General features: G+C 52.6%; 9 protein-coding genes. 5 read left to right on the forward strand and 4 right to left on the reverse strand.

Annotation, left to right across the window (positions count from 1 at the left end):
* Nucleotides 1–65: 65 nt before the first annotated feature.
* Entirely contained in the window at nucleotides 66–737 is a 672-nt protein-coding gene (locus ACHZCX_RS01410) for an FAD-binding oxidoreductase (protein ID WP_319585454.1), read from the reverse strand.
* Nucleotides 734–1,297, reverse strand: coding sequence for a cob(I)yrinic acid a,c-diamide adenosyltransferase (locus tag ACHZCX_RS01415; RefSeq protein WP_319585455.1), 564 nt, complete (start codon nucleotides 1,295–1,297; stop codon nucleotides 734–736). Before ACHZCX_RS01415 ends, ACHZCX_RS01410 begins: the two co-directional genes overlap by 4 nt.
* A 966-nt stretch (nucleotides 1,298–2,263) precedes the next feature.
* On the opposite strand from ACHZCX_RS01415, the gene ACHZCX_RS01420 reads away from it, so the two are divergent.
* The 5 genes from ACHZCX_RS01420 (at nucleotide 2,264) to meaB (ending at nucleotide 8,261) form a co-directional block, all read left to right on the forward strand.
* On the forward strand, nucleotides 2,264–3,280 hold the full coding sequence (locus tag ACHZCX_RS01420; RefSeq protein WP_319585456.1) for a CoA transferase: 1,017 nt from the start codon (nucleotides 2,264–2,266) through the stop codon (nucleotides 3,278–3,280).
* Between the two features lie 51 nt (nucleotides 3,281–3,331).
* Complete coding sequence (locus tag ACHZCX_RS01425; protein WP_319585457.1) at nucleotides 3,332–4,132, forward strand: CoA-transferase; 801 nt, start codon at nucleotides 3,332–3,334, stop codon at nucleotides 4,130–4,132.
* Nucleotides 4,133–4,445: 313 nt separating this feature from the next.
* On the forward strand, nucleotides 4,446–4,856 hold the full coding sequence (mce, locus tag ACHZCX_RS01430; protein ID WP_319585458.1) for a methylmalonyl-CoA epimerase: 411 nt from the start codon (nucleotides 4,446–4,448) through the stop codon (nucleotides 4,854–4,856).
* Nucleotides 4,857–5,019: 163 nt separating this feature from the next.
* A complete protein-coding gene (gene scpA / locus ACHZCX_RS01435) occupies nucleotides 5,020–7,173 on the forward strand; it encodes a methylmalonyl-CoA mutase (RefSeq protein WP_319585459.1) in 2,154 nt (717 codons plus the stop codon).
* Between the two features lie 98 nt (nucleotides 7,174–7,271).
* Nucleotides 7,272–8,261 carry a methylmalonyl Co-A mutase-associated GTPase MeaB gene (gene meaB / locus ACHZCX_RS01440; protein ID WP_319585460.1) on the forward strand — a complete coding sequence of 330 codons (990 nt, stop codon included), beginning with the start codon at nucleotides 7,272–7,274 and terminating at the stop codon, nucleotides 8,259–8,261.
* Nucleotides 8,262–9,112: 851 nt separating this feature from the next.
* Here the strand turns inward: meaB and ACHZCX_RS01445 are convergent.
* A complete protein-coding gene (locus ACHZCX_RS01445) occupies nucleotides 9,113–10,078 on the reverse strand; it encodes a tetratricopeptide repeat protein (RefSeq protein ID WP_319585461.1) in 966 nt (321 codons plus the stop codon).
* On the reverse strand, nucleotides 10,078–13,737 hold the full coding sequence (locus ACHZCX_RS01450) for a DUF4157 domain-containing protein (RefSeq protein WP_319585462.1): 3,660 nt from the start codon (nucleotides 13,735–13,737) through the stop codon (nucleotides 10,078–10,080). The genes ACHZCX_RS01445 and ACHZCX_RS01450 overlap by 1 nt, the downstream gene beginning before the upstream one ends.

The following is a 13,737-nucleotide window of genomic DNA, read 5'->3' on the forward strand; positions in this document are numbered from 1 at the left end:
ACATGGCCTATCTCACCGCATGCAGGGCATGACCTGAAGGATGCCATCCCCTGTTCTTTAGCCCCTCAACTGTACGCCTCGCTGTAGATGCGGGCGTCCGGGCAGCGTTGGTCGAGCAAATGGGTCATGTCGGTGATCATTGTCCTGGAACCGCAGAGATAGAAATCATACAGACCGGGCTGAAGGTGGCGCTCAATATATTGGGTGACATGCCTTTGCTGCAGATCCGGTACGGCTGTTTCAGCGTCGAACGTTCCGGAGACGCAGGGAATATATCGTTTAGCGGCGGCGATGAGTTCCCGTCGGTAGAAAAGCCCGGAAACCGTCCTCGCCCCATGGATCAAGGTGAAACCGGTGACACCGGCCGCAACCATGGCCACAAAGGGCGCAATCCCTACCCCGGTGGCCACAAAAAAGACCGGGCGATCCGGTGACCGATAGGTCAGGTAGCCCTTTGCCTTGCTTATGTTGAAAACCGTGCCCGGCGCACAATCTCCCAGGGCGCCGCTCAGCTTGCCCCCCTCGATTCGTTTGATCAGAAACCTCAACACCGAAGCCTCCGGCGGCGAAAGGAGAGTGTATTCCCGCGCCTCTCCCCCAAACATGATCGAAACATACTGACCGGCTTGAGACTGAAACCCTGGAGGGCAACTGCAGGTTAAGATAAAAACCTCCTCATTCAGCCAGTCTCTGCTGATCACAACCACAGTATGATTGAACAGGACCGTGTCGATCATTTCTTCCAGGTTTTGTCAGCGGTCCCCAAAACCTGATTGAGATAGCGGGCGAGAACAAAAAGATAGTCGGAGAGCCGGTTGAGATACACCTGGATAGCAGCCAATTCGCCGTTGCTGCTATTGGAGACCTCTATCAACTCGGTCAGGCGCCGTTCGCAACGCCGGCAGACTGTTCTGGCCACATGTGACCAGGCAGCCACCGCCTGCCCGCCGGGAAGTATAAATTCCTTCAACTCTGGCAGCACCTCGGAAAGGGCATCGATGCGCTTTTCCAGATCCTTGGAGACGGTTTCCGGTAAAACGGTGAGGTACCCCGTCGCGGAAGACTCGGGGGTGGTAGCCAGCCAGGCTCCGGCAAGAAAGAGATTGGACTGAATACTGTCAAAATCGTCTCGGACAGCCTGCTCGTCCGCCGGTAGGGAGGCGGCCACGACACCGAGCATGGAATTGAGTTCATCGAGATCGCCATAGGCTTCGATGCGGATATGATGTTTAGGCACGCGCTCACCTGAAAAAAGACTTGTTTTCCCCTTGTCACCGCCGCCAGTATACACTTTCATCCGAGGACTCCTTTGATTGTATTAGTTATAGGGCTCCTGCCTCTTGACCTACCAAAAAAAAATATAGAGACTACCGAAAAAAACAACACAAGCCCCATTGAGAGGGGGTGCCTTGGGTCTACTTGATTCACAAGGAGAGAATGGGGAAGAATGCTCTGACCGAAGACGCCTTGTAGCCAAAGCTCGCAGCGCCCGCTATTTGCCCCATAAACAGTGAGAGGTTGTACTCGAAAACAGATTTCGCCACAATATGGTATCTGGTGCAATCCCTCCTATTTATTTATCGGCGGAGGCTGCGTCGTTGGCTTTTCCCAGGTTGCCAAGACCATTACGATCCGGAAAAACATACGAGAAGCAACGTCTTTTAACTGGCTATTTTAACGTGTAATGCTTGCTAGCCCTTCAGCATGGCTCATTCTTCCTGCATTTTTTGCTGTTGACAAAAAGCCCAATCTCAAATAGGTAGTTGCTACGTTTAAGTTAATTAGTTCTAGCTTGTTATTCGTCTTTTCCGTCTGATTCTGCGTTCGAGGATTTTACCGGAATTTTTTTATTGTCGAAACCTGCCTTAATACACCTTTGCGCAGGGTAGAAAAAAATGAGGTCGCACGAAAGAAAGAGTTAGCTAAAGGCTTTTCCAGCCAAACATCAGGAAAAGACCTGTTTTTCCCTTGCAGTCGAAATCTGGTTCGTCTTCTCTCTGTAGAATCCCAACCGGCAGGGCATATCATCTGAACATACCCCATTTTTGGGGTAGAACCATTTGAGGAAAATTGGCTCAACGTATGACAGGAAGAATAATCACAAAGGCAGTACATCTTTACCGATCGAGTCAGAAAGAAGGCCGGCAAAATATCAGCTATTAAGCTGATATTTTCCGGCTTTTTTTTTGTATAGGGGGATCCGGGAGCCACGAGGCGTGGCAAACGGGTAATAAAAACGCTCACAGATAGGAAGAGGTACACATTGGAAACTAGCGCAAAAATGTTTTGGACAGGTTTATCACCCGACGATGCAAGGGAAGCACTTGTCAACAAAGACAAGTCAAAAAAAGACAAACGGATGACGCTGAAAGAGGCTGTTTCCCGTTTCGTTAAACCTGGCGACAATGTAGGTATAGGCGGCTTCGTCAACGTCCGGCAACCGGTAGCTATCTGCCATGAGATGGTCCGTCAAGGATTCAAAGATCTGACACTCTCCTTTCAATCCGCAGCCATGGGACCTGAGCTTTTGGCGGGCGCGATGATGATCAACCCCGATCATTGCTCAATTAAAAGAGTTGAACTGGCCTACTGGGGTCACGAGGCTTTTGGTCTCTCCCCGGCATGGCGCTATCTGGCTGAGCGCGGCATGATCGAGTTCGAGGACTGGAGCAACTACAATATGTCCGCCCGCTTCAAAGCAGGCGCCATGGGCTTACCTTTTATTCCTTCCCGCGGCCCGCTGGGCGGAGACATTAAGGATTCCAACCGCACCAAGATTATGGACTGCCCCTTCACCGGCCGTCCCATTGCACTCTTGCCGGCATGCCATCCCAACGTGGCTCTTATTCACGTCCAGGCAGCCGACATGTATGGTAACTGCATCATCCGCGGAACCGACGCCACCTGTGCGGAAATTGCCATGGCCTCAGCCCACACCATCGTTACCTGCGAGCAGCTCGTCTCCCACGAATTGATCGTCAGCAATCCGAAAGATGTCATGATCCCCTTCCCAGCTGTTGACGCGGTCATCGAGGTTCCCTTTGGCGCCTATCCGGGTGCTTGCCGCCGGCACTACTATTTTAATGGCGACCATATCCGCGAGTTCCTTGCCTGCATCGCACCGATGGTCAAAGGTGGATCAGCCGATGCGTTGAAAGCCTGGTATGACGAGTACATTTTCGGCGTCGAGAACTTTGAGGATTACATCGAAAAGTTCCCGACCAAGAAGCTGATCGCAGATCAGGCCGCAGAAAGTTACCACTGCGAACGTTTTTTCTGATCTTCAACACGTCATTACTATTGCATCGGAACCTATAGATAAGGAGTCATCATGACAGTTTCAACAGATTATACCGCCCAAGAGATCATTGTTGTGGCGGGTGCAAAAGCTCTCGAAGACAATAAAATAGTCTTTGTCGGGACGGGCCTCCCCATGGTTGCCTCTCTCCTGGCTATTCTTACTCATGCCCCTGGATTGATACCGGTTTTTGAGGCTGGCGCTGTTGGTCCGCCCCTCAAACACGGCCTCCCCATCTCGGTTGGTGATTCAAAAACCTTCACCGGCGCTTCGTATGTCAAGGGCCTCAACGGAGCTTTTGAGTTGACCCAACGCGGTTTTGCCGACTTTGGTTTCATCGGCGGCGCTGAGGTTGATATGTATGGCAACCTCAACTCCACCATGATGGGTGATTTTCCTGGAGGATATGGAAAACCGAAAGTCCGGCTTCCCGGCAGCGGCGGTGCCAGTGACATGGCCGCCTCCTGTGAACGAACCATTCTTATCGTCCCCCATGACAAGAAAAAGTTCAACGAGAAGCTGTCCTACATCACCAGCCCCGGTCATCTCGACGGTACCCCTGGCGCCCGCCAGAAAGCTGGTATGCAGGGCAAGGGTCCCTATCGCTTGATCACCACCAAGGGCATCTTCGACTTTGAAGAGAAGACCAAGAGAATGCGTATTCTCCACACCTTCCCCGGTGAAACGATTGAAAGCATTCAGGCTGCAACCGGATTCGAATTGCTGGTTGCCCCTGATGTCACCCAGTTTGCACCGCCGACCAAGGAAGAAGTCCGCCTGATCCGCGAAGCAGTTGATCCGGGTGGAGTCTTTGTCAAACGTGCTGCAAAATAAGTAAGAACAACCGGGCAGTGCCGCTCATCCGGCGGCACTGCCCTCCATTTTTACCAAATTTTTCTTCGAGTAAGAACAAAACGCTTTCCCCGAAATACTTTTTTAGCAGTCTGCAGAATCATCTAAAAGGAAAAACAGACCGGCTTCACAGACACTTTAAAATGGAAAACGAAGGACTGTTTATTGGTTTGGAACCAATAGGCACATTAAATGTTGAGTACCCCCCCGGCATGAACCGGTATCTTCGCTCAGCATAAACCTGTACCTCTCTTTAAATAACTGACCGAACATTTAACGAAAAGGAGCTGACAGTATGAAAATTCTTAAAATTGATCACCTTGGTATTGCAGTGAACAGCATGGAAGAAGGGAGCAAGTTCTGGACAGATGTAATGGGACTCAAACTTCATGGTTCCGAGACCGTTGAGGAGCAGAAGGTCACCACCGCCTTTTTTCCGGTTGGTGAGAGCGAAGTAGAACTGTTGATATCGACCTCTCCCGATGGTCCTATCGCTAAATTTATTGAGAAGAATGGCGGCAAAGGTGGATTCCAGCATGTTGCCTTCCAGGTAGAAAACATCGAAGAAGCTTTGGCTGAGTTGCAGGAAAAAGGGGTAGCCCTCATTGACAAGACTCCCCGGATCGGCGCCGGCGGATGCAAAATTGCCTTCCTCCATCCCAAAGCAACAGGCGGAATCTTAGTCGAAATATCGCAGCGTGGTTAAGTGAATCTGCCTTGTGGTTTCGCGGCAACGAAACCACAAGGGTCGTAAACTTCTGGTTCCATCCTAGCCCATTCTTGCTCAGTAGGGATTTATGGTTGGGGGGGACCAGATTGTTATTTTCCAACTAGGGGATAATCCCTGATAATTACAAGGAGCATGTGACATGGCAAATAGTCCCGAATACCAAAAATGGTTTGAAATGGCCTCCAAGCAGATGAAAGGCAAAACCCCCGACGATATGGCCTGGAAATCGCCGGAAGGGATCATGATCAAACCGCTGTATGAAGCAGCAGATATTGAAGGTTTGCCAACCGTAAATACTTTCCCCGGTATGGCACCGTTCACCCGTGGGCCGATGGCCACCATGTATGCCGGTCGCCCCTGGACCATCCGTCAGTATGCCGGTTTTTCCACCGCCAAGGCCTCCAACGAATTCTATCGCAAGAATCTGGCCGCCGGGCAGAAAGGTCTGTCGGTTGCCTTCAGCCTCTCCACCCATCGCGGCTATGACTCCGACAACCCACGCGTCTCCGGCGATATCGGTAAAGCTGGTGTTGCGATTGACTCCATCGAGGATATGAAGATCCTCTTTGACGGCATTCCGCTGGACAAAATGTCCGTTTCCATGACCATGAACGGCGCGGTTATCCCGATTCTGGCCATGTGGATCGGCGCTGCCGAGGAGCAGGGCGTTAAGCAGGAGCAGTTGGACGGTACCATCCAGAACGATATCCTCAAAGAGTACCTGACCCGGAATACCTATATTTATCCGCCCGAGCCTTCCATGCGGATCGTCTCCGACATCATGGCATACGCATCCAAGAATATGCCGAAATACAACACCATCAGCATCAGCGGCTACCATATCATGGAAGCCGGTGCCGATTCAGTGCTCCAGACCGCTTTCACCCTGGCAGACGGTGTGGAATATGTTCGCGCCGCTATTCGCTCTGGCATGGATATCGATACCTTTGCACCGCGCCTGTCCTTCTTCTTCGGTATTGGCATGAACTTCTTCATGGATATCGCCATGTTGCGTGCCGCTCGTTTCCTCTGGCACCGCTTGATGCAGCAGTTCAACCCGAAGAACATCAAATCCTCGATGCTGCGGACCCATTGCCAAACCTCCGGTTGGTCCTTGACCGAGCAGGATCCGTACAACAACGTTATTCGGACTACGCTCGAGTGCATGTCCGCTGTTCTCGGCGGCACCCAGAGCCTGCACACCAACTCCTTTGACGAGGCTGTCTGTCTGCCGACCGAGCTTTCCGCCCGGATCGCCCGGAACACCCAGATCATCGTCCAAGAAGAAACCCATGTTTGCAAGGTCGCTGATCCATTAGGCGGTTCCTATTATGTTGAATATCTGACCAACAAGATCGTTGAGGAAGCCCAGAAGATCATCGATGAAATCGAAGAGATCGGCGGCATGGCCAAGGCCATCGAGTCCGGTATGCCGAAGATGCGCATTGAAGAGTCTGCCGCCCGTCGCCAGGCCCGCATCGATCAGGGTAAGGACGTCATCGTTGGTGTGAATAAATATCGTCTTGCCGACGAAAAAATGGACTTCGATATTCTCGAAGTACCCGATTCTGTCCGACTTGAGCAGATCGACCGTATCAACCATATCAAGAAAACCCGTGACACCGCTAAATGTCAGGCATGTCTCGAGGCAGTAACTAAAGCCGCCGCCGGTGATGGGAACCTTCTTGAAGTTGCCATCGCCGCTGCCAAGGCCAGAGCAACCGTAGGAGAAATTTCTGACGCCATGGAAAAAGTCTTTGGCCGCTATGTGGCAACCACTCAGTGTGTATCCGGCGCGTATTCTTCAGAATACAGTGAAGTCAGCAGCGACGCCGCCCAAGTTATCGAAGGCCTGCGCAAACGGACCGGTGATTTCTTGGCCAAAACCGGACGTCGTCCGCGTATTCTCGTCACCAAAATGGGCCAGGATGGTCATGACCGCGGAATCAAGGTTGTTGCCTCCTCCTATGCTGACCTCGGTTTTGACGTGGACATCAGCCCGATGTTCCAGACTCCGGACGAGGCTGCCAAAATGGCCATCGAGAATGACGTTCATATCGTCGGTGCTTCCTCTCTGGCCGCCGGTCACAAGACACTTGTTCCCGAACTCATCGGAAAGCTCAAAGAGAAGGGCGCAGGCGAAATCATGGTCGTTGCCGGTGGCGTTATTCCGCCGAACGATTATCAATTCCTCTATGACGCAGGCTGCAAGGGTATTTACGGTCCGGGAACCCCGATCACCGAATCTGCTGGCAAGGTCATGGATATGCTTGAGGCGCAGTACTGTAAGTAAGACGTAACTGTTCGGCATATTGGTAAGTCTGCAAACGGACGGGCGAAAATCCGTCCGTTTGTATGTTCTCATGACGGAACCTCCACCACAGGTCAGATATGCATAAAGATCCCAGTTATTATATCCAAGGCGTCATGGATAATAATCGCCTGATGCTTGCTCGTACCATCACCTTGGTCGAAAGCATGCTTTCCTCGCATCAGGAAATTGCCAAACATGTCATTAATGAGTTGCTGCCCTACACGGGAAAGGCAGTCCGCCTAGGTATAACCGGTGTGCCGGGTGCCGGAAAGAGCACCTTTATTGAGAGTTTCGGCACCATGCTGACCAAACTGGGGCATCGCGTCGCTGTTTTGGCAATTGACCCAAGCAGTACCCGTAGCGGCGGTTCTATTCTGGGTGACAAAACCCGTATGGAAAAGCTGGCGGTCAACGAGATGGCTTTTATCCGCCCCTCGCCTTCCAGTGGCAGCCTTGGCGGGGTCGCGCGGAAAACCCGCGAGACCATGCTGGTGTGTGAAGCAGCCGGATTTGACGTCATTATTGTTGAAACCGTCGGTGTCGGCCAATCGGAAACCACCGTCGCCTCGATGGTCGATTTCTTTCTTGTCCTGCAGATTTCCGGTGCCGGTGATGAATTACAGGGCATTAAAAAAGGCGTTCTCGAAGTAGCTGACGCCATTGTTGTCAACAAAGCAGACGGCGATAATGTCAACCGTGCTAAATTGGCTAAAAAGCAATATGAGACCGCGCTCCATCTTGTCACCCCCTCTTCACCTAACTGGTCCGTACCGGTCATGACCTGTAGCGCTCTTCAGGAAGTCGGCCTCATGGAAGTATGGGATACCATAACAAATCATAAAAAAATAATGACTGCATCTGGCGAATTGGAAGCAAAACGCCAAGATCAGGCCATGTCCTGGATGTGGTTCTTAGTTAACGAAGGCCTCGAACGTTGGTTTTATCAGCATCCTGAAATTCAAAAATTGCTTCCCGGCATCAAGAAAAGTGTCGAAGAGGGTAGGATGGCCCCTACCCGGGCCGCTGACGACCTGGTAACCATCCTCGGCAAAGGTCTGCTGCTGTAAATATTTCCTCAGCTCTCATTCCTGATTTTCCTCACCTTCCCCGCCCTTACCGGCTCGGAAGGTGTTTTTGTTTTCTCCGCAATCTTCAAGTATCACACACTTTTTTTCTTTTTTTATTCATAAGGACATCAGATGATTATCTTATTCTGATGTGTGGACTTTATCGGCAGCAACATCGTCCATATCCTCAACCGACTAGGGATCAATGACATTCTTGTGGTGCGGATCGTCGAGAAGTTGGATTGGTAAACCGCCGCTCACGTCATAACCTGCCGACAGCAGATCAGGTTATTTGTAATCGCAGAAAAGAAGGTGCAGTGCACTAACCACTGATGCCTGTTCAGTATTGGCATGCAGTTGCAGTAACAGGCTGACAGATAAAGGTCTATTTGGACAGGAATGTGTAGGGGAAATGCGGGGAGGAAGTAGTACGAGCGCGCCGGTGGGTGCTACTAACATCCTATGAAGGGTGCGTTCGCATTCCCACCAGCCTACCGCCGATGCCGTTAACGGGTTAGGCTTATAGCCTGTATTCTTCAGGAGCCGGAATTTTACCAGAGGCCGCACAAACTGTACTTTGATCTCAACAGGACATATGTGAAAGAACGAGCCAGACTCTCTGGGATCTCGGAATCACGAACTGCAGTCGATGCTTTCCAGCTTAACGTGCGTGGTATACGCCTCATTCACTGCACTCAATCAGACCTGGGACACGCGTTGCCGCTTATTTGTTCCCACCGTCAACGAGCCCGAAGGCTGTTAACACCGCAGTAGTACTCTTAATTCAAGACTATAGTCACCTCATAGTTGTCGTGCAATCGTAAAATGCAGGGTTACATTCTTTCAATTCATCAGTGTATCCGCAACAACTGGCGAGCTTTTCCGCAATATTCGTTATCGTGCTGTTCGGCCAGTTGCCGTAACAAACTGTTGCCTTGCTCCGCTTGGCCGTTCTGCTGTAATGCCAATCCATGATAAAAAATAAATTTGCTGGATTCTGCCACCGATCCGTTGATCAATGCCAGATGCGTCAAAGCGACATTCGGCTGTTGTGCTGATAAATAGAGCACTGCCAGATCGAGCCGCGAGGTTTCGTCATCCGGTTGCAGGGCCAGTAACCGTTCAAAAGAGGCGATGGCCTCTTCGCGATGCCCCAGGCTCAATCGAACCAGTGCCAGATGGCGCAACGCGTTGGTATCGTTCGGATTCAGCGATGTGGCGATTTCCAGTGCTTCCTGAGCGCTGCCCAGGTCATTCCGCAAAAAACGGGTGATCCCTAATTGCACCCAGGCCTCGCTGAAGTTGTTATCCCAAGCGATGGCCTGCTGGAAATATTGGATCGCTTCGGCAAACCGTTTTTGCGCCGCTACCGCCGTGCCAAGTCGGGTGAGCAGATGCGGACTATTGGGTGCCAGTTTGAGGGCGCGGCTGGCGGCATATTCACCGCCCTCAAAATTTCCCAGCAACAGGCGCATTCGTGCCAGATTATCCCAGGCAGTAGCATTGTCAGGATCGCAGGAAACCGCTGCTTCCAGATGTTCGATGCCTTGTTCAACCTGTCCGGTGGCTACCATCACCTGACCCAGATTGGAGTGCGCCATCGACAAGTTCGGATTCAACCGTATCGCCGTGCGCAAATGGGTCAGCGCCTCCGGCCATTGCTGCTGTTGACCTAATACAAAGCCCAGATTGTTGTGGGCGCTGGCGTTGTCGGCATCGAGTTCGAGCACGGCCTGATACAGCCGGGCAGCTTCCGCCAGATCACCACTCTGGTGAGCGTGGATGCCTTCTTTGAGCAGGGATTCGATTGTCGTCATTAGGTAATCCTGTTGATAAGACCACGGAGGATGTCGCTTGGTGAAATATCCGGCACATCGAATTGGACATCATCGAGGGAGATATCAAACGGCTGACCTTCGTGGTAGTGGATCGGAAGACTGATGCCGAAGCGGTAGTCGGAGCCAAAGGTGTAGGAAGCAAATTGCCAGCGGTTGTCATAGACACTGAACCCGAGAGCGCGCACGCTGACATAACCGGAGATATCAAAGTTGAACGCCGGTTGAGCGTGAACAGAAAGAGTGGCAGTAAGATCCAGGCCGGTCGTCGGGGTCCAGTCGATATGCACACCTGCCTCGGCGGCCCCTTCTATGCCAAGGGTGCCACCGATTTCCAGGCCACCAGTGACACTGGCGCCAGGAATACCCAGCCCGATGCCTGCACGTACAGATAAGCGCAGGCCCGCATCGGCCGGTACCTGCAGATGGGCATCGCCGGTGACACGGGTGTTTTCTTCGTGGGCCGGGTTATAGGTAATGCCGAGTCGCAGCTCATCAATGATACCTGGTCCGATACCGGCCACCGCCGACAAGCCGCCGCCGATCTCAGCCACGATTCCAGGAACAATGGGAATCTGCACCGCAATGTTAAGTAGGGACTTGTTGATTTCCCGGCGGGCAAAAATCTCCACATTGCTGGGAATGCCGATCTCTCCGGAGACAGTGACTTCACCGTTGGGATCGAAGCGGATGCCGGCGGTGCCTTGCAGCCAGGGAGCAATCTGAATAGTGGCCGAGCCGCTGCCGTAGATGTTGAGCGCGCCATCCGGTAAAGGTGCGCCGGAAGGACGTCCGTCTTCGCCGACGCTGCTGTTCGTAGCGCCAACGGTGACCGTGCCGGACAACATACCGCGACGGTACGAACCGCTGAATTCGGCAGTGAATGCACCGTCGTCGTAGGTGACCGTGAGTTGCGAATCGATGCCGGGAATCGCAGGTTGCGCTGTACCGGTGGCACGTACTTTCCAGTCCTCGCCGCGTTTATTGATGGTGACATCGATGGAGCCGGAACGAATGGCCGGGTTGGCAGTCAGTTGCAGATTACCGCCGATGGTGAGCCCCTCGGCTTCGGAATAGGCAACGGTAAGACCCGCCTGCTGGATGCCGGGGATGTTGGGTTGCACTTCACCGGATGCTGCAAATGCGGCCTCATTATAGCTGGCGGAAATATTGGCGGAACGAATGCCCTTGATTTTGTCGGGTTGATCGATACCGATCGTGCCTGTGCCGCCAAACTGGTTGTTGCGGTACCAGACCTCGATGCGGGCGCGATCGAAGAGTTTACTGTCAAAATCAAACGATCCACCAATGTTAAGGCCGGCACCCTGCGATACACCCACGGTCAGGCTACCGTCCCCCAGATTTGGCACGCTGAAGAACAGGCTGCCGGATGCTCCGAATCCATTTCTGGTAGAATAAAAGAGCATCACTGAAGCGTCATCAATGCTAATGCCCGGAATGGGCAGATTGAGTTGGCCACTGTTGTAAGTCAGACTGAACACCAGATCGTTGCCCGTGAGCGTGACCATGATGGGGGCGTTGAACAAAGGAACGGAGGGGGTTAGTTGCCCTTGAGCCATGAGTTGGCCTGCCTCCATTCGGACGCTGTCGAAATGTAAGGGCGACAGGCCTCGAAAATCCAGATCCAGGGGCGGAACCTGATCCGGTGCTCCCATATATTCCCCGGCGGATTTCAGATTCAGAGTAATATCCGGCGTGGCAGGAGTCCATTGCGCAGGGAGATCGTAACGGGCCGCAATGGTACCAATAGCAGCGCCTGCCGATGCGCTGCCTTCCGTGCCGTTAAGGGTAATCTGTCCTAAACGCAATCCAGAGATGGCGGTGGCCGCTGCAGCCGATGTCGCAAACGAACTCTGGGAAGCGCGATGGTTGATACGGGCCAGTTGAAAACCACCGGCACTGGAAGCCAGCACAAAAGTCGTGGCGTTTCCTTTGGCGGGATCCGGAGCTTCGCGGGCGCGATCGAGTGGTTTGATGGTTTCGATGTCATCCTGCGACCAGCCGCCTACGTTCACGCTACCGACATCACCACCTCCACGAGCATGTTCGAATGTGATTTCATGGCCGGCTAACCAGCTGCCTGCATCGGCCCAACTGGCTTTAGGATTGCAAGTCCGTGTTTTGTAAGGGTCCACAGTAGACAGATAATTTTGCACATTGCGCCGTATCGCCACCATCAAGGAACCGCCACTAGATCGATTCAGAAATGGATCAAACAATTCATAATTGACGATCGTGTCAACTTGGGGATCTTGCGATGCGACCTGATATTCAACTTTATGGTCCACTTGAAACCGGCGAGGACTGCCCAGTCGATCCCAGGTTGGAATTTTCAAATTTTCCGTCAATTCGGGAACGGTTTTTTCAATTCGTTCACGGCCATTGATGGAAAGCGCTATTTTACCGTTAGGATCGTTTGGAACTCCGATATTTTTCTCGGTAAGCTTGTTGCGTACGTTTGTTTCGGATACCTGAATAGAACTCATCCAGTTGCTGATTTGTGCGGTATTGCGCGCGACTTTTCTGCCTCGGGGGCGTTTGAGGCGATTCGCCGAGGCCCAGTCACGGTACATGGCAGCATGTTGAGCCTTGGGGGCCGGGATATCAACGGTAACCAGATTTTGGTAAGCGGCTGCTGCTGCGGCATCACCTGTGTGTGGTTGACCGTTGTCGGCGGGGTCCACGGTGCGGTATATTTTACGGTTGATACTATCATTTTGCTGTACGATATGGGTGAGTTCGTGGGCTAACAGTTCCCGTCCGGCTTCAGTTTCGGGAGCGAACTCCCCCGGTGCAAAATAAATATCGTTGCCGACAGTGAAGGCTCGGGCGTTAAGTTCTTTACTTAGTTCAGCTGCTTCAGTGTCATTGTGAACAGTCACAGCCGAGAGTTCCTGGCCGAACTTGTTTTCCATTTCAGCCAGCACGGTAGGGGGCAGCGGGATGCCTTTGCCTCGACTTTGATCAATGCGCTCTTCAACGGAATGTTTGACGCTGGTGTCGCTGGACTCACCAGCGCTGCCTGGAGCGGTTTCCGATTCAGGTTGTTGTGCTGTTGTTGAGTCGCTTGCACGCCAAAGCCGAGTGTGTGCTTTTTTCTCTTTTTCCTGTTCAGCGGTAGTAGCCCGCAGTACCCGTTTCTGTAAGGTCTTTTCATCTTCGGGCTTGGCGGGATTCGATTTACGGAAAATCAGCCGGGCCACAGGCTGTTCTTCTTGGGGCTCTTCGGTTTCCACTGAGCGGCGCACAGTGGCTGCTTTTTGTTCCTCTTCCGGTTTTTTGGCACGGCGTAGTTTGGGTTGCGCTTCTTCTTCCTCTTCTTCCGCTTGCCGGGCCACGGCACGATTGATCCGACGCAGCAGCCGCTGCGCGCTGGGCACCGGTTTGCTGGAGATCATTTCCTTGTTTTCTTTCGGTCCGGATTCCGGCTCTTTTGGCGCACGACTGACTTCCTGTGCCACTTGATCAGCTTCCTGTTCCTCTTTGTCGTTGGGCTGACTGACCGCCATCTTACGCTTCAGGTAAGCGGGTTTGCGGGCCTTTTGTTCCTCGTCCGGTTTGGCGGGCGCGGTGGCGCGGCGGGCTTTTTTCTTGCTGAGGCCGGGTGACAGGTTTGCCAT

This window comes from uncultured Desulfobulbus sp., assembly GCF_963662935.2.
Classification (GTDB): domain Bacteria; phylum Desulfobacterota; class Desulfobulbia; order Desulfobulbales; family Desulfobulbaceae; genus Desulfobulbus.